This window comes from Streptomyces liangshanensis (assembly GCF_011694815.1).
GTDB classification, from domain to species: domain Bacteria; phylum Actinomycetota; class Actinomycetes; order Streptomycetales; family Streptomycetaceae; genus Streptomyces; species Streptomyces liangshanensis.
The window spans coordinates 6,638,556-6,659,696 of the sequence record NZ_CP050177.1 but is presented as its reverse complement, the minus strand read 5'-3'; the positions used below and the strand labels follow the sequence as shown (position 1 = coordinate 6,659,696).

Annotated in this window: 17 protein-coding genes; 5 read left to right on the top strand and 12 right to left on the bottom strand. The window is 71.4% G+C overall.

The features are described 5' to 3' along the window. Positions 1-8: 8 nt before the first annotated feature. The gene (gene fmt, locus HA039_RS28915; protein WP_167034271.1) at positions 9-953 is read right to left on the bottom strand and encodes a methionyl-tRNA formyltransferase; all 945 of its coding nucleotides are present in this window, start codon (positions 951-953) and stop codon (positions 9-11) included. A gap of 284 nt (positions 954-1,237) precedes the next feature. Between fmt and HA039_RS28910 the strand changes: the two genes are divergently transcribed. Continuing rightward, the gene (locus HA039_RS28910) at positions 1,238-1,789 is read left to right on the top strand and encodes a hypothetical protein (RefSeq protein ID WP_167034270.1); all 552 of its coding nucleotides are present in this window, start codon (positions 1,238-1,240) and stop codon (positions 1,787-1,789) included. 192 nt (positions 1,790-1,981) lie between these two features. Here HA039_RS28910 and HA039_RS28905 read toward each other — a convergent pair whose 3' ends face one another. Beyond that, positions 1,982-4,132 (bottom strand): primosomal protein N', encoded by a 2,151-nt coding sequence (locus HA039_RS28905; protein ID WP_167034269.1) that lies wholly within the window; start codon positions 4,130-4,132, stop codon positions 1,982-1,984. A 201-nt stretch (positions 4,133-4,333) separates the two neighbouring features. On the opposite strand from HA039_RS28905, the gene HA039_RS28900 reads away from it, so the two are divergent. The 4 genes from HA039_RS28900 to HA039_RS28885 are packed head-to-tail and all read left to right on the top strand — an operon-like array spanning position 4,334 to position 9,523. After that, positions 4,334-5,665, top strand: coding sequence for a helix-turn-helix domain-containing protein (locus HA039_RS28900; RefSeq protein WP_167034268.1), 1,332 nt, complete (start codon positions 4,334-4,336; stop codon positions 5,663-5,665). Then, complete coding sequence (locus tag HA039_RS28895) at positions 5,658-6,434, top strand: toll/interleukin-1 receptor domain-containing protein (RefSeq protein ID WP_167034267.1); 777 nt, start codon at positions 5,658-5,660, stop codon at positions 6,432-6,434. Before HA039_RS28900 ends, HA039_RS28895 begins: the two co-directional genes overlap by 8 nt. Further along, the gene (locus HA039_RS28890; RefSeq protein WP_167034266.1) at positions 6,431-8,389 is read left to right on the top strand and encodes a hypothetical protein; all 1,959 of its coding nucleotides are present in this window, start codon (positions 6,431-6,433) and stop codon (positions 8,387-8,389) included. The genes HA039_RS28895 and HA039_RS28890 overlap by 4 nt, the downstream gene beginning before the upstream one ends. A gap of 39 nt (positions 8,390-8,428) precedes the next feature. Continuing rightward, positions 8,429-9,523 carry a hypothetical protein gene (locus HA039_RS28885; RefSeq protein ID WP_167034265.1) on the top strand — a complete coding sequence of 365 codons (1,095 nt, stop codon included), beginning with the start codon at positions 8,429-8,431 and terminating at the stop codon, positions 9,521-9,523. A gap of 62 nt (positions 9,524-9,585) precedes the next feature. Here the strand turns inward: HA039_RS28885 and metK are convergent, their stop codons facing one another. The 10 genes from metK to HA039_RS28835 all read right to left on the bottom strand — a co-directional run bounded on the left by metK (position 9,586) and on the right by HA039_RS28835 (position 21,137). Then, entirely contained in the window at positions 9,586-10,794 is a 1,209-nt protein-coding gene (metK, locus tag HA039_RS28880) for a methionine adenosyltransferase (protein ID WP_167034264.1), read from the bottom strand. 290 nt (positions 10,795-11,084) lie between these two features. Continuing rightward, a complete protein-coding gene (gene coaBC / locus HA039_RS28875) occupies positions 11,085-12,323 on the bottom strand; it encodes a bifunctional phosphopantothenoylcysteine decarboxylase/phosphopantothenate--cysteine ligase CoaBC (protein ID WP_167034263.1) in 1,239 nt (412 codons plus the stop codon). Between the two features lie 99 nt (positions 12,324-12,422). Beyond that, positions 12,423-12,695, bottom strand: coding sequence for a DNA-directed RNA polymerase subunit omega (gene rpoZ / locus HA039_RS28870; RefSeq protein WP_023542989.1), 273 nt, complete (start codon positions 12,693-12,695; stop codon positions 12,423-12,425). A 79-nt stretch (positions 12,696-12,774) separates the two neighbouring features. Beyond that, positions 12,775-13,338 carry a guanylate kinase gene (gene gmk, locus HA039_RS28865; RefSeq protein WP_161310958.1) on the bottom strand — a complete coding sequence of 188 codons (564 nt, stop codon included), beginning with the start codon at positions 13,336-13,338 and terminating at the stop codon, positions 12,775-12,777. Between the two features lie 38 nt (positions 13,339-13,376). Further along, positions 13,377-13,700 (bottom strand): integration host factor, encoded by a 324-nt coding sequence (locus HA039_RS28860; protein ID WP_066954827.1) that lies wholly within the window; start codon positions 13,698-13,700, stop codon positions 13,377-13,379. 310 nt (positions 13,701-14,010) lie between these two features. Beyond that, positions 14,011-14,898 (bottom strand): orotidine-5'-phosphate decarboxylase, encoded by an 888-nt coding sequence (gene pyrF, locus HA039_RS28855; RefSeq protein ID WP_279592871.1) that lies wholly within the window; start codon positions 14,896-14,898, stop codon positions 14,011-14,013. Then, positions 14,895-16,004, bottom strand: a complete 1,110-nt coding sequence (locus HA039_RS28850) for a quinone-dependent dihydroorotate dehydrogenase (protein ID WP_167034262.1) — start codon at positions 16,002-16,004, stop codon at positions 14,895-14,897. The genes pyrF and HA039_RS28850 overlap by 4 nt, the downstream gene beginning before the upstream one ends. A gap of 72 nt (positions 16,005-16,076) precedes the next feature. Further along, positions 16,077-19,391, bottom strand: coding sequence for a carbamoyl-phosphate synthase large subunit (carB, locus tag HA039_RS28845; RefSeq protein ID WP_167034261.1), 3,315 nt, complete (start codon positions 19,389-19,391; stop codon positions 16,077-16,079). Next, positions 19,384-20,553 (bottom strand): glutamine-hydrolyzing carbamoyl-phosphate synthase small subunit, encoded by a 1,170-nt coding sequence (gene carA, locus HA039_RS28840; RefSeq protein WP_167034260.1) that lies wholly within the window; start codon positions 20,551-20,553, stop codon positions 19,384-19,386. The genes carB and carA overlap by 8 nt, the downstream gene beginning before the upstream one ends. After that, the gene (locus tag HA039_RS28835; RefSeq protein WP_167034259.1) at positions 20,550-21,137 is read right to left on the bottom strand and encodes a PH-like domain-containing protein; all 588 of its coding nucleotides are present in this window, start codon (positions 21,135-21,137) and stop codon (positions 20,550-20,552) included. Before HA039_RS28835 ends, carA begins: the two co-directional genes overlap by 4 nt. Between the last annotated feature and the right edge of the window lie 4 nt (positions 21,138-21,141).

Genomic DNA, 21,141 nt, shown 5'->3' with positions numbered 1-21,141 from the left:
GATCCCTCTCAGCCTACGTCGGCCGCGCCCAGCCGTTCGCCCGGGGCGATCCGTACCCCGCGCGCCCAGTCGGCTGCGCGCATGGGCTTCTTGCCCTGCGGCTGGACCCACAGCAGCTCGACGTCGTGCGAACCGGTCCCCACGTGCACGGCGTTCTTGCCCACGGCCAGCTCGCCCGAGGCCAGTTCCGTACGGCCGGGGAACAGCCCGATCTGGATCAGCTTGAGCCGCTCGCCGCGGAAGACCGTCCAGGCGCCGGGGGCGGGGGTGCAGGCGCGGACGACCCGGTCGACGCGCAGCGCGGGCGCCCCCCAGTCGACGCGCGCGTCCTCGACGGACAGCTTCGGGGCGAGCGTGATGCCGTCGGCGGGCTGCGGGCGGGGCTTGAGGGTGCCGTCCTCGATGCCGTCCATGGTGGCGGCGAGCAGTCCCGAGCCGGCGAAGGCGAGGCGGGTCAGCAGGTCGCCGCTGGTGTCGGTGGGCCGTACCGCCTCGGTGATCACCCCGTACACCGGACCCGAGTCCAGCCCCTCCTCGATCTGGAAGGTGGCCGCGCCGGTCATCTCGTCACCGGCCATCACCGCGTGCTGCACGGGCGCGGCGCCGCGCCAGGCCGGCAGCAGCGAGAAGTGCAGGTTGACCCAGCCGTGGGCGGGGATGTCGAGGGCGACGCGCGGCAGCAGCGCGCCGTACGCGACGACCGGGCAGCAGTCGGGGGCGATCTCCCGCAGCCGGGCGAGGAAGTCCTCGTCGCGGGGCTTCGCGGGCTTGAGCACCTCGATGCCGGCCTCCTCCGCGCGCTCGGCGACCGGGCTGGCGACCAGCCTGCGGCCGCGTCCCGCGGGGGCGTCGGGCCGGGTCACGACGGCGGCGACCTCGTGCCTGCCCGAGGCGAGGAGTGCGTCCAGGGCGGGTACGGCGACCTCGGGGGTGCCGGCGAAGACGAGCTTCATCGGTGGCTGACTGCCTCTCGGACGGGTGCGGTACGGGTGTGCCGGGCGCCCGCGCGGGGCGGGCGACGCACCAGTCTATGGGCCCGCGGGGACGGAGACCCGGCCGGCGACCCGGACCGGGACCCGAGGGGGCGTACGTCGCACCGCGCGCCCCGCGCATATGCGGATACGCCCCCGCAGCGTGACCACAACGGCGGGTTACGCGTTGTCAAGGGAGATTGACCTACACGGGCCGCACCGGTGCGGCCCGGATCCGTTTCAACGCCGGTTCGAGAGGCTTGTTCATGGCCGACCACACAACCCACGACGCCCAAGCCCGTGCAAGTCTGCACCTTCTGGTGAGGGACATCGAGCGGGTCAGGCGTCAGGTGGACGCGCTGCGCACCCTCACCGCCCAGCTGGGCAACGTCTACCGCCCGCGCCGCTCCGGCCCCTCGACGGGCTTCGTCGTCTACGGCAGGGCGCCCGCGCCGACCGTCCGGCTCGCGCAGGAGCTGCGCGACAGCGTCGAGACCCTCGTGACGGCGGCCGTGGACTTCGACCGCTCGCTGGGTTTCTCCTGGGACGCGGTGGGGTCGGCGCTGGGGGTCACCAAGCAGGCGGTGCACCGCCGTTACGGTGCGCGGCGCACGACGCCGCAGCCGGGCGCGGCGGAGGCGGACCACGCCCAGGACCCCGCGGCGCCACCGCAGCCCCGCCCGTCGCTGCCGGCCGTCCCCGGCCCGCTGCCGGCGGTCCCGGCGGCACGCTCGATGCCACCCCAGCCGACGGCGAGCACCCAGTCCCTCCGCGAGGAAACCCGCCCCACGGCATTCCCAGGCCCCAGGGGCGGCTGACCCCCCTCCCCCCACCCGCCGGACGGGCTGCACAAGCCCGTCCGGCGATTGAGGACACCCCACCCCCGGCCCGCACCCATCCCCCGGCCGGCGGACACTTCAAGCCCGTCCGGCGATTGAGGACACAGCAAGGCCGAAGGCCGAGCCCGCCCAACCCCGCCCCGCCCCGGCCCGCCCCGCACCGCACCCCCCTCACCCAATGTCCGGCGGATCGATCCGCACCCGCACAGCCGACTCCCCACCCCGAGCCATCCGCCCCGCCTGAGCCGCCTTCAACGCCCCCGCCAACGCAGCACCGCTCCCCGGCGGCACCCGCAGCAACACCCGCTCCCAGACCTCCCCCGGCGGTGGATCCCCCGGCCTGCGCGGCCGCCCCGGCTCCGCGACCGGCAGCGGTACGGGCCCCAGCACCTCCACGTCCGGCGGCAAGGCGGCCGACCCCAGGAACGCCCCGACCGTCTCCGCCCGCCCCGTCACCGCCGCCATCCGCGACACCGGCGGGAACCCCAGCTCGGCCCGCTCCGCCAGCTCACGCTGCGCGTGCCCCACCGGGTCCCAGCGGACCAGCGCCTGCACCGGCCGCTGCGTCGGCTCGGCGACGATCACGACCGTGCCGCCCTCCCCCTGCCCCCGCACCAGCGACGACGCCTGCGTCCAGCGCCGCAACGCCTCCTCGGCCGCCCGCAGATCGGGCCGCCCGAGCATCGCCCACCCGTCCAGCAGCAGCGCGGCCGCGTATCCGCCGCCCTCCGCGACCGGCTCGGCCCCCGGCGTGCTGACCACCAGCGCGGGACGCCCCGGTACGGAATCGAGGACATGGTCGCGCCCCGACGTACGCACCGGGACCGCCGGGAAGGCCCGCCCCAGCTCCTCCGCCGTCCGCCGCGCCCCGACGATCTGCGCGCGCAGCCGCGTACTCCCGCACTCCACGCAGCGCCACGCCGACTCGCCCCTCCCGCACCACGTGCAGTGCAACTCCCGCTGCTCCGGGGCCTCCAGCGGCCCCGCGCAGTGGCGGCAGCGGGCGGGCGTACGGCAGCGTTCGCAGGCCAGCCGGGGTACGTAGCCACGCCGGGGCACCTGCACCAGCACCGGGCCCGACTTGAGCCCCTCCCTGACCGCCTGCCAGGCCAGGCTGGGCAGCCGGGCCGCCCGGGCGGCCTCGTCCCTGGCCAACTCGCCGTCGCCGACGGTACGGACCAGCGGGGCCGCCACCCGCACCTGCTCGCGGTCGGCGGCGAGCGGCAGCGCCCAGCCCGTCTCGACCAGCTGGGCGGCCTCCACCGTGCAGCTCGTACTGCCCAGCAGGAAGCCGCACTTGTCGTGGGCCGCCCGCAGCAGCAGGACCTCCCGGGCGTGCGGCTGCGGCGCGTGCTGCTCGCTGTGGCTGCCGTCGCCGTCGTCCCAGAGGGCCACCAGGCCCAGGTTCCGTACGGGAGCGAACATCGCCGCGCGGGTCCCGACGACCGCGCGCACCGCGCCCCGCCGTACGGCCAGCCACTCCCGGTACCGCTTCTCGGGACCGGCCTCGGCCGTCAGCAGCGCGTGCCGCCCGGCCCCCAGCAGGTCCGTGAGCGCCGCGTCGACCCGGCCGGCGACCCGCCCGTCCGGTACGACGACGAGCGCGCCCCGGCCGGAGGCCAGCGTGGCCGCCACGGCCCGCGCCAGCTCGTCCGCCCAGTGCGGCCCGGGCAGCGCGGTCCACACGGCACGCGGCGCCCCGCCCCCGGCGAGCGCGTCGAGGAACGCCGCGCCCTTCCCGTACCGCTCCCAGGTCCCCGGACCCGGCGCCGCGGGCGGCGGCAGCGGCTCGGGGGACGGCTTGCTCTCCGCGCGCGCGTTCCTGGGCGGCACCGCCAACTGCAACACGTCCGCGAGGCTCCCCGCGTACCGGTCGGCGACGGCCCGCGCGAGACCCAGCAGCTCGGCGCCGAGCACGGGCTCGGGCGACACCACCCCGGCCAGCGCCGCCAGCGGCCCCGAGTAGTCCGACTCGGCCCGCCGCTCCACGACGAACCCGTCGATCAGCCGCCCGCCCTCGCGCCGCCCGCCCCGCACCTGATGCGCCCCGGCCCCGAACCGCACCCGCACCCGCACCCCGGGCTGCGCGTCCCGGTCCAGCTCCTCGGGCACGGCGTAGTCGAAGAACTGGTCGAGGTGCAGCACCCCCTTGTTCACCACCACCCGCGCCACCGGCAACTCCGCCGCCAACGCGGCCCCCCGCCACGTCCGCGGCTTCGCCCGCGGCACCTTGGCCTTCCGCACGGTCTCCCGGATGAACGCGAGCTGCTCGGGCCCGCCCCCCTCACCGGACCCCTCAGACTGCCTGTCGTCGCTGCTCACAGCTTCATACCTACCAGACCCCACCGACACCGGCAGACCTGGTGCGGATTGAGACACCTCGCCCGGTGGTCGTCTCGACACGCCCCCGGGGGTCGGGTTCCCTGCCGAAGAGGAAACGGGAAACGTCCCTGTTCGCCTTGTTCTGCCCTGCCGGCTGACGCAGTCTGAATCGCGTCACCCACCCGGCAGCCCGGTCGGAGGATGACGGAGGTCGCAGTGCTGGAGCAGTCGCACGACTTCGGGTGTGAGCTGAGACGACGGCGCACGGAAGCGCTGTTGTCGTTGGAGGAACTGGGCCGGCTCGTCCATTACAGCAAGGGCCAGCTCAGCAAGGTCGAAAGAGGCCTCAAACGCCCCACACCCGAACTGGCCAGACTCTGCGACACCCAGTTGAGGGCGGGAGGCGCGCTCTCGGCCCTGGTCCCCCGGCAGGAGGCGGACCGCCCCCTGCCCGATTCCGGATACGACGGTGAGGTGTGGTTGATGCGCTTGGACCAGGACGGGTCCAGTTCGTTCCAGCCGGTGAGGCGCCGGAGTGTGATCGCGGCCGGTGCGGCTTCGGTCCTGACCATGCACGTGGAGGCGGCGGGCACACCCGATCCCTCCGGCGCGGGAGCCGACACGGTGGTCGACGCCTCGCGTCTGCTGTTCGACCAGTTCCGGCGCATCGGTCAGGCATCCGGCCCGGCCGGCGTGCTGCCTCCGCTCATCGCCCAGACCCACGCGCTCGAACAGCTCGCGATGCGCTCGGGGTCCCGTACCCGTGCGGCGCTGCTGGTTCTGGCGTCGCGGTACGCGGAGTACACCGGTTGGATGGCTCAGGAACTGGGCGACGACCGCTCGGCGCTGTGGTGGACCGACCGCGCGGTTCAACTCGCGAGGGCCGGGGACGACCCTGCTCTTGTCGCCTACTCCTGGGTCAGACGCTCTCTCCTCTGCCTGTACCGCGGACAGTTGCGCGAGTCCGTGGAACTGTCCGAGCGTGCGCTCAACAGTGACGCACCTCCTCGCGTGCGTGGTCTCGCGGCGCAGCATCTGGCCCAGGGTCTGGCCGCGGAGGGCAGTCACGACGCCTGTACGCGAAGCCTGGAGCAAGCGCGCGGTTTGCTCGACCGTGGTCTGTCGGACCCGGTGGCGCCCGTGCTCGGCGCGTCCCACCTGCCCGACGTGGTCGCGATGTTCACGGGGTGGTGCCTCTACGAACTGGGGCGCCCCGACGAGGCGGCCCAGGTCCTGGACCGCGAGCATGCCCGCATACCCGAGCATGCGATGCGGACCCGCGCCCGTTACGGCGTACGGCGGGCCCTCGCCCACGCCGCCGCGGGCGAGATCGACCACGCGTGTCATCTGACGCGTGAGGTGCTCCCCTCCGTACGGCTCACCCACTCCGCCACGATCGCCGCCGACCTGCGGCGCCTCGTCCACACGCTGGGCAGACATCCCCGCCAGGCCTCGGTGCGGGAGATCGGTCCCGAACTCTCCGCCGCCCTGGCCCTCCACTCCCCCGCACCGAGAGGACACAGCCATGCATGAGATCTTCATCAACTACCGGACCGAGGGCGGGAAGGGATTCGCGTCCCTCTGCGAACGACACCTGTCGGAACGATTCGGCGAGGGCAGCGCCTTCCTCGCCCAGAAGTCCATCGGCCCAGGAAACAACTTCGTCGACGCCCTGGTCCATGGCGTGCGTCGGAGCAGGGTCCTGCTGGCACTCGTCGACGAACACTGGCTCGACGCGCCCGACCATCGCCGCAGCGGCAGACGAGCACTGTCGGATCCGAAGAACTGGGTCCGCCGGGAGATCGAGGAAGCCTTCGCGTCCGGCGTTCTGGTGGTCCCCCTGCTGCTCGGCCGCCGCGCCGAGCAGTTGGACGCACACCGGCTGCCCAAGTCGCTGGCCCCACTGGCGGAATGCCAGTACGAGCGGCTCTCGAACCGTTCGGCCGAGGCCGACCTGATCAGGCTGGGCGACCGCCTCGTACAACAGGTACCGGAACTGGCCGCCCTGGACCGTCGGCCCGCGGCGAAGACGCAACCCTCTCCCGAGCCCGACACACAACTGGGTGTGCGCAACGACCACCAGAGCGGCGGCATCGGGCAGGTTGGCGGATCCGTCGGCACCTTCGTGAACGAGTCGCACGGCCCCCTGCACAGCGGAAACGGCGACCTGGTCCACGGCGGCGACGTGGTTCGGGGGCCGAAGATCGTGGGCGACGGGACCAATCACGTCACGGGCGGCAATCGCGGCGGGATCCATCAGCGCTTCGGCCCGCGTACCGGCCGGAAGGACGACGAACGGTGACCTCGGCCTACCGTACGTTCGTCGATAACGCCTACGGATCGTTCCATGGTGGTGACGGTACGCAGGTGAACAACCATTACTACGAATGGGAGGCGACATCCGCACGGTTGCGGGAGGAGTTCCGCAGCCGACCGCGCACCATCGCGGAAGGCGACCGCGCCTGGCTGTACCGGCGATTCATCGAACCGACTCGCTTCCAGCAGGCCAGGCGTGTACTCCGAGACCATCACATGGCTCTGCTGTCCGCCACGCCGGGCAGCGGCCTTCGCGCCGCCGCCCTGATGCTGCTGCACGAACTCCCCTCCTCTGAAGGGGGCTTTCATGAACTGCCGGACACGGTGGACGACGAGGACTCGTCGTCACAGCTCGACCGTGCGGTCCTGGGTGAAGGTGACCGGCTGGTCCTCGACCTCTCCGGTGCCGAGGAGTCCCGCTATCTGGATGTCCAGGGGCAGTTCTCAGACTTCAGGCACCGCCTCGCCCAGGCCCGTTCCCACTTGGTCGTCATCGTACCGCAGCGTCTCGGTTACATACTGCGCAGCGAGCTCCGCCCTCTCACCACCGATCTCGTCAGGCCGTCCCCGCGGCTGGTCCTGGCGCGTCACCTGCGGTGCGAGGGCATCCAGCCGACGGCGGCCGAGATGGAGTCTGCCGATCTCGTGACCCACCTCGCCACGGCCCCGCTGCGGGACGTCTCCGACCTGGCCTCCCGGATCGTCAAGGCTCGGGACGATGGGGGATCCGAACGCGGTTTCCCCCATTGGCTGCGCGAGGCCCTCGTCGAGGTGACGGACCGCAGCGAGCAGGTGGCGAAACAGCTGACCGATTGCCCTGCGGGATCCAGGCGTGCGCTGCTCCTCGCCCTGGCCATGTTCCACGAGTCGACGCCGACCGTCGTGCATGCCGCCGCGACCGCGCTGATGAAGATCCTCAAGCAACCGTCCGACGACCGGCCGCGGCTGGATCACAACGACCTGCACGCGGAGTTCAAGGCGATCGGTGCCACGACCCAGGCGTCCGGCGGCGTCCGGTTCGACGACATCGGATACGACCGCGCTGTGCGAGATCACTTCTGGACCTACTTCCCCGACATACGCCGCCAGCTGCGCGACTGGGTCGGAGACCATGTCGCGGGTCCCGAGTTGACTCAGAAGGAACGAGGCCAGGTCGTCTCCCGGATCTCCGGGCAGTGCCTCCGCACGGGTCGGCCGGAGGATCTCGTCCACCTCACCGAACGATGGGCCGGTCCCACCGGGCACGGGCGTCTCAGCCCCGACGCGGCCCAGATCCTGGGACACGGTCTGGCCGATGACCGGTACGGCCGCACGTTCCGTCAGCAGGTATACGACTGGTCGACGACGAGGGACCTGGATCCGAAACTCCAGCAGCTTCTGGTCCAGGTCTGCTCCGAGCACATGGCCAGGACCTACCCCGACCAGGCCATGGTCCGCCTGCATCACCTGGCGAGAAGAATGCGGAGCCCCAGGCCGGTGACCCGGGCCTTGTTCCGACTGGTGGAAGCCGATGACCGTCTGTACCGCCGGCTCCTGGAGCGCCTGTCTGCGGGGGCCGCCAAGGGACGGTGGAGAGCCGATGTGACCCTCTTCCTGGCGCTGGCGGACCCGACCCGGCTGATCCCGTCCCCGAACGTGCGAGCCGCGCTCACCACCGGTTGGGGCGGTGCGATACGGCAACACCCGGTGGACGTGTGGCGATCCGACATGCACCGCTGGCTGATGGTGTGCCGTGACACCCGCTTCCGCGGGCCCGTGCTCGACGTACTGACCAGCGCCTGCGGGCGAGAAAGAGGGGCACTCGGAAATGTGTACGGGGTCGCCCGCCGCTGGGCGCGGAGCCATGGTGACGATTCCCTCGTCCGGTCCGAGACCGCGGCCTGTCTGCTTCGGAAGATCAACGCCGCACAGGGGTTCGTCCCATTCGACAGCAGCGCCTGACGCACACGGGGGCAATCAATGAGTTCAGGCCAGAGAACCATGACGGCCTTCCTGACAATCATCCTCGGGTTGCTCGTGGTCATCGTGGGGCTTGTCGTGGCCTGGCCCTGGTGGGTCTGGCCGGCCTCGCTGGTCCTGTTGCTGCTCTTCGGGGCAGTGACACAGAAAGTACTCACGCGCGAGCCCGACGGGTTTCCGCTTGAGTACTCCCTCGAGCCGGACTTCCCGACGCCCGTGGTCCACCGGCAGGAACACCGCGTGACCTATGTCGCCCTGCCCAGCTCCGTCCCCGACTACGACTTCTCGTTCTCCGCAACCGTGCGCTGGGTCCTGCTGGACGCGCCCGACGACGCCCCGCACATCAATCCGGGAGGTCTCGCGGTCGACGCGGTGCTCCGACGCGCCCGTGAGGTGACGGTCCGCCAACCGCCCACCCGAAGCGCTCTTGTGCAGCATCAGCTCGACGGGTGCCTGGGCATCATGGAGGCGGATCCGACAGGTCGTGTCCTGGCCATGGCACAGGACGTGACGCTGAACCTGCCCGATCCTGACCGGGAGCGTCTCACCAAACTCTCCAACGTCCGCAAGGACGAGGATCTCTGGGAACACGAACGCAACTACGAACGCAACAAGCGGGCTTACCTCGGGGAGGACGTGCTCAAGGATCCCGGCAGCGCGGTGGTGTGGTGGCTGGCCAAGAACGACGATCAGGTCGAGGGAACGGTGGATCGCATCGGACTTCTCGCGAGTCTCTCCGCCGCGGCCAACAACGGTCCCGTGCATCCCGAGTTCCAGCATCTGGTCGACCCGCCCACCGTGGGCCCGGGAGGTGACGAACCCCTCACGTCGGTTGGCGGCCTCGCAGATCCCTTCGAAGCCGGTTCCGCGGACGGACCGGGGCCGGCCGAACCACTGGGTCCGGAGTCGCTCGACGGGTTGCTCGAATGGCTCGGCTTCGACGAGTCCGATCCCGATCTGCTCCTCTTTGCCGTACGCCTCGCCGAGCTGGTAGAGGCACACGAGAAACCGGAAGCCGCAGAGGCGATCAGGCAGCACTTCGAACCAGCGGAGCCGGATGAACCGGACCAGCCGGACAAGCCGGACCAGGCAACCGAGGACAACCCACCGGCGTGACGCACCGGACCCCGGCCACCAGGGAGGTGGCCGGGGTCCGGTGTGTGGTGCTGTGGGTCGGGCTACAGGCCCGCGGCCTCGCGGAGGGCGTCGACGCGGTCCGTGCGCTCCCAGGTGAACTCGGGGAGCTCGCGGCCGAAGTGGCCGTACGCCGCCGTCTGGGCGTAGATCGGGCGGAGCAGGTCCAGGTCGCGGATGATCGCGGCCGGGCGGAGGTCGAAGACGTGGGCGATGGCCTGCTCGATCTTCTCCGGGTCGACCGTGTGCGTGCCGAAGGTCTCCACGAAGAGGCCGACGGGCTCGGCCTTGCCGATCGCGTACGCGACCTGGACCTCGCAGCGGGAGGCCAGGCCGGCCGCGACGACGTTCTTCGCGACCCAGCGCATCGCGTACGCCGCCGAGCGGTCCACCTTCGACGGGTCCTTGCCCGAGAAGGCGCCGCCGCCGTGGCGGGCCATGCCGCCGTACGTGTCGATGATGATCTTGCGGCCGGTGAGGCCGGCGTCGCCCATCGGGCCGCCGATCTCGAAGCGGCCGGTCGGGTTGACGAGCAGGCGGTAGCCCTCGGTGTCCAGCTTGATGCCGTCCTCGACCAGCTGGTTCAGGACGTGCTCGACGACGAACTCGCGGACGTCGGGCGCCAGCAGCGAGTCCAGGTCGATGTCCGAGGCGTGCTGGGAGGAGACGACGACCGTGTCGAGGCGGACGGCCTTGTCGCCGTCGTACTCGATGGTGACCTGCGTCTTGCCGTCGGGGCGCAGGTACGGGATGGTCCCGTTCTTGCGGACCTCGGACAGGCGGCGGGAGAGCCGGTGCGCCAGGTGGATCGGGAGGGGCATCAGCTCGGGCGTCTCGTCGCACGCGTAGCCGAACATCAGGCCCTGGTCGCCGGCGCCCTGCTTGTCGAGCTCGTCCTCATCGCCTTCGACACGCTTCTCGTACGCGGTGTCGACACCCTGCGCGATGTCCGGCGACTGCGCGCCGATGGACACCGACACGCCGCAGGAGGCGCCGTCGAAGCCCTTCTTCGAGGAGTCGTAACCGATGTCCAGGATCTTGTCGCGGACCAGCTGGGCGATCGGCGCGTACGCCTTGGTGGTCACCTCGCCGGCCACGTGGACCTGGCCCGTGGTGATCAAGGTCTCCACGGCGACCCGGGAGGTCGGGTCCTCGCGCAGGAGCGCGTCGAGAATGGTGTCGCTGATCTGGTCAGCGATCTTGTCGGGGTGACCTTCGGTCACAGACTCCGAGGTGAAGAGACGACGGGACACAACGCTCCCTGGGGTTGCAGCGGCTGCTGGCTCAAACATGGGTGGTTCCGGAACGGCGGGGGGCTGCGCCCCGCGACGCTCCACGACCACTTTATCGGTCAGATGCGGACACCGGGCCACGTTTCTCGATCCATGAAGGTTTCATGGTGCGCATCGGCGTGGCGCCGGATCCGCAGATCAGGCCCCGCCCGGTGCCGATATGCGGCTTATCCTGCGGTTTCGCGGGCTTTCCGGCTGCCGGAGGCGAGGGGTCCGGGCGAAACGTCCCCCGACACTCCGCCACAGAGATTTCATGCGTTTCTGGATCCGGGGTCGAGTCCTGCCGGGCCCAGGCGGGGGACGACCAGGTCCCAGACGACGTCCGCGAGTGCTTCCTTCGGCCCGTACGGCACCGGCGTCTCGCCCCCGTCGGCGGCGAGCACGACCGCCTCGTTCTCCTCCGCGCCGAAGGTTTTGCGCTCCCCCACCTCGTTGACGACCAGCAGGTCACAGCCCTTGCGGGCCAGCTTGAGCCGCCCGTTGGCGAGGACGTCGTCCGTCTCCGCCGCGAAGCCGACCACCACCTGACCGGGCCGGGGGCGCTCGCCCGCGATCTCGGCGAGGATGTCGGGGTTGCGGACCAGCGCGACGGGGGCGGGCTCCTCGCCGTCCTTCTTCTTGATCTTTCCCGTGGCGTAGGCGGCGGGGCGGAAGTCGGCCACGGCCGCCGCCATCACCACCGCGTCCGCGTCCGCCGCCGCCTTCAGCACGGCCTCGCGCAGCTGCACCGCCGTCCCGACGTGGACGACGTCGACCCCGGCCGGGTCGGTGATCCCCGTGTTGGCCTCGATCAGCGTCACCCGGGCGCCGCGGGCCGCCGCCGTACGGGCCAGGGCGTATCCCTGCTTGCCCGACGAGCGGTTCCCCAGGTAGCGGACCGGGTCCAGCGGCTCGCGCGTCCCGCCGGCGCTGACCACGACGTGCCGCCCGGCCAGGTCGGGCGCGCTCACCCCGCGGGCCAGGACGCGGCGGCAGACCTCGAAGATCTCGCCCGGGTCCGGCAGGCGTCCCTTGCCGGTGTCGGCGCCGGTGAGCCGCCCCACCGCGGGCTCGACGACCACCGCGCCCCGCCGCCGCAGGGTCGCCACGTTCTCCCGCGTCGCCGGGTGCTCCCACATCTCGGTGTGCATGGCGGGGGCGAAGACGACGGGACAGCGCGCGGTGAGGAGCGTGTTGGTGAGCAGGTCGTCGGCGAGCCCGTGGGCCGCCTTCGCGAGGAGGTCGGCGGTGGCCGGCGCCACCACGACCAGGTCGGCGCTCTGCCCGATCCGTACGTGCGGCACCTCGTGGACGTCGTTCCAGACCTCCGTGGACACGGGGTGGCCGGAGAGCGCGGACCAGGTGGCGGCCCCGACGAAGTGGAGCGCGGCCTCGGTCGGCACGACCCGTACGTCGTGGCCCGACTCGGTCAGCCGGCGCAGCAGCTCGCACGCCTTGTACGCGGCGATCCCGCCCGTGACTCCCAGAACAACCTTCGGCCTGCCGTCCACCGTGTCTCCTCCGAGGGAATGACACACCACAGGCCCGGCAGTCGCGCTGCCGGGCCTGGGTGAAAGTGCGTGTACGTGACTGAGCGAGCGTGTACGCGCCTACTGGGCCGGGCCGTCGATGGCCTCGGAGGTCAGCAGACCGGCGTTGATCTCGCGCAGGGCGATCGAGAGCGGCTTCTCGTGGACGTGGGTGTCCACCAGCGGGCCGACGTACTCCAGCAGGCCCTCGCCGAGCTGCGAGTAGTACGCGTTGATCTGGCGCGCGCGCTTGGCCGCGTAGATCACGAGGCTGTACTTCGAGTCCGTGGCCTCAAGCAACTCGTCGATCGGCGGGTTGATGATGCCCTCGGGCGTGGAAATGGAAGAGGACACTCTCTGGCCTTCCGAAGAAAATTCAGGGAAACGCTTAGGGACACTGGGGTGTCGGCACCGGAAACGCCAACACTAAAGATCATGCAACTGCCATCAAGGCTAGCAGCTCGCGCGCGACGTCCTCGACCGACGTGTTGACGAGGGTCGTGTCGAACTCCGACTCGGCGGCCAGTTCGATCCTGGCGGCCGCGAGCCGTCGTTCGATGACCGGCGCGGACTCGGTGCCCCGGCCGGTGAGCCGACGCACCAGCTCGTCCCAGCTCGGCGGAGCCAGGAAGACGAGCTGGGAGTCGGGCATCGACTCCTTGACCTGTCGCGCGCCCTGGAGGTCGATCTCCAGCAGTACGGGATCGCCCGACTCCAGGCGGTCGAGGACCGCGCGGCGCGGGGTGCCGTAGCGGTTGCCCGCGAACTCCGCCCATTCCAGCAGTTCGCCGTTGGCGACCAGCTTGTCGAACTCCTCGTCGGAGACGAAGAAGTACTGGACGCCGTGGCGCTCGCCGGGGCGCGGCTTTCTCGTGGTGGCCGACACCGAGAGCCATACCTCGGGGTGGACCTTGCGCATATGGGCGACGACCGTGCTCTTGCCTACCCCGGAGGGGCCGGAGAGCACGGTCAGCCGCGGTCGTACCTCTGCTGCCATGCAGCGATTATCCAGGTTCCCGGGAGTGCCCGGGAACGTCAGGCGCCGCTGCCGCCGAACTCGCGCTCCAGGGACGCGATCTGGTTGGAGCCGAGACCGCGCACGCGGCGGCTCTCGGAGATCCCGAGCCGCTCCATGATCTGCTTGGCGCGGACCTTGCCCACGCCGGGCAGGGACTCAAGGAGGGCGGAGACCTTCATCTTCCCGATGACGTCGTTCTCCTGGCCCTGCTTGATGACGTCATGGAGGGAAGCGCCGGAGTGCTTGAGTCGATTCTTGACCTCGGCCCGCTCCCGGCGAGCCGCGGCGGCCTTTTCGAGCGCGGCTGCGCGCTGTTCAGGGGTAAGGGGCGGAAGAGCCACGCCTACGTCACCTCGGATGTCGAACTGTCGGATACGGACCGGTGCGGGACCTGATCGCCCCGCACCAGGGCGAGCAACGGGCAACGCACTGCACGTTGGCTCTCGACGGAGACTAGCGGCCAAGGCCGCCGGAGTCAGCGAGAACAGACGAAAAGTCCTGGTCAGCATTGATCGGGGGCGACATTCCGGTCATTTTGCCCCACATTTCGGGCGGGAGACCCTCCGTCGCGTCGCCGCCGGGTCCGCGGAAGGTCGCCGCCAGGTCGCCGGAAGGGCTCCGCGAAGCCGTCGCCGGGTCCGCGGAAGGTCGTCAGCGGGTGTCCGGGGCGGTCGCGACGGCCGTCCTGACCTCCGCCGTGAACCGCTCGGCCGCCTCGCGCAGGGCCGCGACGCCCGGACCGTGCCGCAGGACACCCCGGCTGACGCTCGGGACGACGTTCCCCACCGCCGCGCCGAAGACGCCCGGCAGATCCGCGGGGGTCGCGCCCTGCGCCCCGATGCCGGGGGCGAGGAGCGGCCCGTGGACGGCGAGGTCGACCCCCGCGTCGCCGAGCGTGGCGCCGACGACCGCGCCGACCGAGCCGAGGACGGGGGCGCCCCGGTTCTCGGCGGCGATGTGGTCGAGCATCACCTGCGCCAGCGGCCTGCCGTCGGCGGCGGTGACCCGCTGGACCTCCGCGCCCTCCGGGTTGGAGGTGAGCGCGAGGACGAAGACACCGGCCCCGGAGACGGCCGCCGCGTCGAGGGCGGGACGCAGCGAGCCGAAGCCGAGGTACGGCGAGACGGTCACCGCGTCCGAGAACAGCGGCGAGTCCTTGTCCAGGTACGTCTGCGCGTACGCCTCCATGGTCGAGCCGATGTCGCCGCGCTTGGCGTCCATCAGGACCAGGGCCCCGGCCGCCCGCGCCTCCTCGACCGCCTTTTCCAGTACGGCGACGCCGCGCGAACCGAAGCGCTCGAAGAACGCGGACTGCGGCTTGAGCACGGCGACCCGGTCGGCGAGCGCCTCCACGGTCGTCCGGGTGAAGCGCTCCAGGCTGGCGAGGTCGTCGCCCAGGCCCCACGCCGTGAGCAGCGATCCGTGCGGGTCGATGCCGACGCAGAGCGGGCCGCGGGTGTCCATGGCCCTGCGCAGCCGGACGCCGAACGGGTCGCCGGGCGGGTTCTCCCGCGGTGCGGGCTCCTGTCGCGCGCTCACGCGGTCACCTTCCGGGTCTGGGCGCCGACGGCGTCGGCGAGGGTGGCGTACGGGCTCGTGCGCAGCCGCGCGGCGAGGCCCTTGTGGATCGCGCGGGTCCAGAACGGCCCGCGGTAGACGAAGGCGCTGTAGCCCTGGACGAGCGTCGCGCCCGCGAGGATCCGCTGCCAGACGTCCTCGGCGTCCTCGACGCCGCCGACCCCGACGAGGGTGATCCGGTCGCCCACCCGGGCGTACAGGCGGCTCAGGACGGCCAGGGAGCGGGCCTTGAGGGGCGCGCCGGACAGTCCGCCGGTCTCCGCGACGAGGGCGGCGTCCGAGCGGAGCCCGAGCCCGTCGCGCGCGATGGTGGTGTTGGTGGCGATGATGCCGTCCAGGCCCAGTTCGACGGCGAGGTCGGCGACGGCGTCGACGTCCTCGTCGGCGAGGTCGGGGGCGATCTTGACGAGGAGCGGGACGCGGCGGTCCGTGACCGTACGGTCGGCCGCTTCCCGCACGGCGGTGAGCAGCGGTCGCAGCTGGTCGACGGCCTGGAGGCTGCGCAGTCCGGGGGTGTTGGGCGAGCTGACGTTGACGACCAGGTAGTCGGCGTGGGCGGCCAGCCGCTCCGTCGACAGGACGTAGTCCGCGATCGCCTCACCCTCGGGGACGACCTTCGTCTTGCCGATGTTGACGCCGACGGTGGTACGGAAGACCTCGCGCCGGGCGGCGAGGCGGGCGGCCACGGCCTCGGAGCCCTCGTTGTTGAAGCCCATGCGGTTGATCAGGGCGCGGTCGGCGACGAGCCGGAAGAGCCGCTTCCTGGGGTTGCCCGGCTGGGGCTGCCCGGTGACGGTCCCGATCTCGACGTGGTCGAAGCCGAGCATGGCCAGGCCGTCCACGGCGACGGCGTTCTTGTCGAAGCCGGCGGCGAGGCCGAAGGGGCCGTGCATCCGCAGGCCGAGGGCCTCGGTGCGCAGTTCCTGGTGGCGGGGGGCGAGGACGGCCGCGGCGAAGGTCCGCAGGACGGGGACGCGGGCGGCGAGGCGGATCCACCGGAAGGCCAGGTGGTGGGCGCGTTCGGCGTCCATCCGCCGGAAGACCAGCTGGAAGAAGAATCGGTACATGGGTGGGTGCTTTCCTCGGGAGGTCATGCACGAGGGGGGACACCGGTTCCGGTGTCCCCCCTCGTGTGCGGGCTACTGGTCCTCGCGGGCCGCGATCAGGTTCCGCGCGTGTTCCTGGAGGGAACGGACGCCGATGTCGCCCTGGGTGAGCGCGTCGATGCCCTGGACGGCGGCGGCGAGCGCCTGGACCGTCGTGAGGCACGGGACGCCGCGCGCCACGGCCGCGGTGCGGATGTCGTAGCCGTCGAGCCGGCCGCCGGTGCCGTACGGGGTGTTGACGATGAGGTCGACCTCGCCGGCGTGGATGAGCTGGACGATGGTCTGCTCGCCGTTGGGGCCCTCGCCCTCGAACTGCTTGCGTACGACCCTGGCCTTGATCCCGTTGCGCTTGAGGACCTCGGCGGTGCCGGACGTGGCGAGCAGCTCGAAGCCGTGGGCGACCAGCTCGCGCGCCGGGAAGATCATCGAACGCTTGTCGCGGTTGGCGACGGAGATGAAGGCGCGTCCCTTGGTCGGCAGCGGCCCGTACGCGCCCGCCTGGGACTTGGCGTAGGCGGTGCCGAAGGCGGAGTCGATGCCCATGACCTCGCCGGTGGAGCGCATCTCCGGGCCGAGGACGGTGTCGACGCCGCGTCCGTGGACGTCGCGGAAGCGCGACCACGGCATCACGGCCTCCTTGACGGAGATCGGCCCGTCCAGCGGGAGCGTGCCGCCGTCGCCGTGCGCGGGCAGCAGGCCCTCCTCGCGCAGTCCGGCGATGGTGGCGCCGAGCGAGATGCGGGCGGCGGCCTTGGCGAGCGGTACGGCGGTCGCCTTGGAGGTGAAGGGGACGGTACGGGAGGCGCGCGGGTTGGCCTCCAGGACGTACAGGATGTCCCCGGCCAGGGCGAACTGGATGTTGATGAGGCCGCGGACGCCGACGCCCTTGGCGATGGCCTCCGTGGACGTGCGCAGCCGCTTGATGTCGTAGCCGCCGAGGGTGATGGGCGGCAGGGCGCACGCCGAGTCGCCGGAGTGGATCCCGGCCTCCTCGATGTGCTCCATGACGCCGCCCAGGTACAGCTCGGTGCCGTCGTAGAGCGCGTCCACGTCGATCTCGATGGCGTCGTCGAGGAAGCGGTCGACGAGGACCGGGCGGGTGGGGCTGATCTCGGTGGACTCGGCGATGTACGAGGACAGGCGCGTCTCGTCGTACACGATCTCCATGCCGCGCCCGCCCAGCACGTACGACGGGCGGACGAGGACGGGGTAGCCGATCTCGTCGGCGATGGCCTTGGCCCCGGCGAAGGTGGTGGCGGTGCCGTGCTTGGGCGCGGGCAGCCCGGCCTCGGCGAGGACCCGGCCGAACGCGCCGCGGTCCTCGGCGGCGTGGATCGCCTCGGGGGGCGTGCCGACGACGGGGACGCCGTTGTCCTTGAGCGCCTGGGCGAGGCCCAGCGGGGTCTGGCCGCCGAGCTGGACGACCACACCGGCGATCGGCCCGGCCAGCGACTCGGCGTGCACGATCTCCAGCACGTCCTCCAGGGTGAGCGGCTCGAAGTACAGCCGGTCGGAGGTGTCGTAGTCGGTGGAGACCGTCTCGGGGTTGCAGTTGACCATCACGGTCTCGTAGCCGGCGTCGCTGAGCGCGAAGGAGGCGTGGACGCACGAGTAGTCGAACTCGATGCCCTGGCCGATCCGGTTCGGCCCCGAGCCGAGGATGATCACGGCGGGCTTCTCGCGGGGCGCGACCTCGCTCTCCTCGTCGTACGAGGAGTAGAAGTACGGGGTCTTCGCGGCGAACTCGGCGGCGCAGGTGTCGACCGTCTTGTAGACGGGGCGGACTCCCAGGGAGTGCCTGACCTCACGGACGACGTCCTCGCGCAGTCCGCGGATCGCGCCGATCTGGGCGTCGGAGAAGCCGTGCCGCTTGACCTCGGCGAGCAGCTCGGGGAAGAGCCGGTCGGCGTCGGCCAGTTCGTCGGCGTACTCCTTGATCAGGAACAGCTGGTCCACGAACCACGGGTCGATCCTCGTCGCGTCGAAGACCTCCTCCTGGGTGGCGCCGGCCCGGATCGCCCGCATCACGGTGTTGATCCGGCCGTCGGTGGGGACCTTGGCGGTCTCCAGCAGCGCGTCCTTGTCGCCGGGCGCGCCGGTGAAGTCGAACTGGCTGCCGGCCTTCTCCAGGGAGCGCAGGGCCTTCTGGAGCGCCTCGGTGAAGTTGCGGCCGATGGCCATGGCCTCGCCCACCGACTTCATGGTGGTGGTGAGGGTGGCGTCGGCGAGCGGGAACTTCTCGAAGGCGAAGCGCGGGACCTTCACGACGACGTAGTCGAGGGTCGGCTCGAAGGACGCCGGGGTCTTCTCGGTGATGTCGTTGGGGATCTCGTCCAGCGTGTAGCCGACGGCGAGCCGGGCGGCGATCTTGGCGATCGGGAAGCCGGTGGCCTTGGAGGCGAGCGCGGAGGACCGGGAGACGCGGGGGTTCATCTCGATGACGATGATGCGGCCGTCGTCGGGGTTGACCGCGAACTGGATGTTGCAGCCGCCGGTGTCCACGCCGACCTCGCGGATGATCGCGATGCCGACGTCCCGCAGGGTCTGGTACTCGCGGTCGGTCAGCGTCATCGCGGGCGCGACGGTGATCGAGTCACCGGTGTGGACGCCCATCGGGTCGAAGTTCTCGATGGAACAGACAACGACGACGTTGTCCTTCTTGTCGCGCATCAGCTCCAGCTCGTACTCCTTCCAGCCGAGGATGGACTCCTCCAGGAGCACCTCGGTGGTCGGCGAGAGCATGAGTCCCTGGCCGGCGATCCGGCGCAGCTCCTCCTCGTCGTGGGCGAAGCCGGAGCCGGCGCCGCCCATGGTGAAGGAGGGGCGGACGACGACGGGGTAGCCGCCGAGCGTCTCCACGCCGCCGAGGACGTCGTCCATCGTGTGGCAGATCACCGAGCGGGCGGACTCGCCGTGGCCGATCTTGGCGCGGACGGCCTCGACCACGCCCTTGAAGAGCTCCCGGTCCTCGCCCTTGTTGATCGCCTCGACGTTGGCGCCGATCAGCTCGACGCCGTACTTCTCCAGGACACCCTGCTCGTGCATGGAGATGGCGGTGTTCAGCGCGGTCTGGCCGCCGAGGGTGGGCAGCAGCGCGTCGGGGCGCTCCTTGGCGATGATCTTCTCGACGAACTCGGGGGTGATCGGCTCGACGTACGTGGCGTCGGCGATCTCCGGGTCCGTCATGATCGTGGCGGGGTTGGAGTTGACCAGGATGACCCGCAGGCCCTCGGACTTGAGGACCCGGCAGGCCTGGGTGCCGGAGTAGTCGAACTCAGCGGCCTGGCCGATGACGATCGGTCCTGATCCGATGACCAGGACGGACTGGATATCGGTGCGCTTAGGCACGCTGGTCCTCCATCAGGGATGTGAAGCGGTCGAAGAGGTACGCGGCGTCGTGCGGGCCCGCGGCCGCCTCCGGGTGGTACTGGACGCTGAACACCGGCCGGTCGAGCAGCCGCAGCCCCTCGACCACGTTGTCGTTGAGGCAGACGTGGGTGACCTCGGCGCGGCCGTAGGGGGTCTCGGAGACCCGGTCGAGCGGGGCGTCGACGGCGAACCCGTGGTTGTGCGCGGTGACCTCGACCTTCCCGGTGGTGCGGTCCTGCACGGGCTGGTTGATGCCGCGGTGGCCGTACTTGAGCTTGTACGTGCCGAAGCCCAGCGCGCGGCCGAGCAGCTGGTTGCCGAAGCAGATCCCGAAGAGCGGGGTGCCGCGCTCCAGGACGCCCTTGACGACGGTGAGGTCGGCGGTGGCGGGGTCGCCGGGCCCGTTGGAGAGGAACACCCCGTCGGGGGTGGTCGCGTAGACGTCGTCCAGGGTGGCGGAGGCGGGCAGGACGTGGACCTCGATGCCGCGCTCGGCCAGCCGGTGCGGGGTCATGCCCTTGATGCCGAGGTCGAGGGCGGCGACGGTGAACCGCTTGGTGCCGATCGCGGGCACGACGTACGGCTCGGCGGTGGTGACCTCGGACGACAGCTCGGCGCCGGTCATCTCGGGGGCCCGCAGGACCCGGGCGAGCAGCGCCGCCCCGTCCGCGGCGCCCTTGCCCGAGGCGCTGTCGAGGGCGTCCCCGGAGAAGATGCCGACGCGCATCGCGCCCCGCTCGCGCAGGTGGCGGGTGAGGGCGCGGGTGTCGATGCCGCTGATGCCGACGACGCCCTGGGCGGTGAGTTCGTCGTCCAGCGAGCGCCGCGAGCGCCAGTTGGACGGGATGCGCGCGGGGTCCCGTACGACATAGCCGGAGACCCAGATGCGGCGGGACTCCTGGTCCTCGTCGTTGATGCCGGTGTTGCCGACGTGCGGGGCCGTCATGACGACCACCTGGCGGTGGTACGAGGGGTCGGTGAGGGTCTCCTGGTAGCCGGTCATGCCGGTGGAGAACACCGCCTCGCCGAACGTCTCCCCCACGGCCCCGTAGGCGCGGCCGCGGAAACTGCGGCCATCCTCCAGGACGAGCACGGCGGGAGACGCCTTGTCACGGGCGGATCCCCGGGGGGAGGTGGTCATGATGCGCCTTCCGTCGTGGTGAGGGATGTGGTGGCGGGGGTCATCGCGTTGATCGCGTCGACCCACTCCGCCTGCTCGGCCGACCGGTCGGACCGGAAGCCGGAGTCGATGAGCCGGTCGCCGTGCTGCCAGGTGACGATCAGCAGGCCGCCCTCGGCGAGGACCTTGCCCGCGATGCCCTTGTCGAGCCGGGCCTCGCGCAACCGGTCGGCGGGGACGAAGAAGTCGGTGGCGCCGGGGCGTACCACGTCCAGTCCCGCGTCGGTCAGGGTCAGTTCGACGCGGCTGCGGGTGCCGAGCCCGTGGGCGACGATCCGGTCGAGCCACTGCCCGGCGGTCGTCGAGCCGTGGTAGCGGCCGGTCAGGGTCAGCCGGGGCTCGCCCGGGGTCTCCGGCGCCGTGGGCAGGTCCGGTACGTCGGACTGGAGGCTGCCGCGCCATTTCCAGCCCTGCCGCATCAGCCAGTAGACGAGCACGACGAAGAACAGCAGGCCGACGACCCAGCCGATCCTGGCGGCCCAGTCCGTGACGTCCGCCGACTTCTGCTCGGCGGCCAGGGTGGTGAGGAGGTTCGCAGTGGTCACGCTT

Coding starts and splice junctions, on each gene's coding strand:
- carA (WP_167034260.1), bottom strand. CDS start 20,553: ATGACCACCTCCCCCCGGGGATCCGCCCGTGACAAGGCGTCTCCCGCC.
- fmt (WP_167034271.1), bottom strand. CDS start 953: ATGAAGCTCGTCTTCGCCGGCACCCCCGAGGTCGCCGTACCCGCCCTG.
- HA039_RS28900 (WP_167034268.1), top strand. CDS start 4,334: ATGACGGAGGTCGCAGTGCTGGAGCAGTCGCACGACTTCGGGTGTGAG.
- HA039_RS28910 (WP_167034270.1), top strand. CDS start 1,238: ATGGCCGACCACACAACCCACGACGCCCAAGCCCGTGCAAGTCTGCAC.
- HA039_RS28850 (WP_167034262.1), bottom strand. CDS start 16,004: ATGTACCGATTCTTCTTCCAGCTGGTCTTCCGGCGGATGGACGCCGAA.
- HA039_RS28895 (WP_167034267.1), top strand. CDS start 5,658: ATGCATGAGATCTTCATCAACTACCGGACCGAGGGCGGGAAGGGATTC.
- HA039_RS28885 (WP_167034265.1), top strand. CDS start 8,429: ATGACGGCCTTCCTGACAATCATCCTCGGGTTGCTCGTGGTCATCGTG.
- gmk (WP_161310958.1), bottom strand. CDS start 13,338: ATGGCAGCAGAGGTACGACCGCGGCTGACCGTGCTCTCCGGCCCCTCC.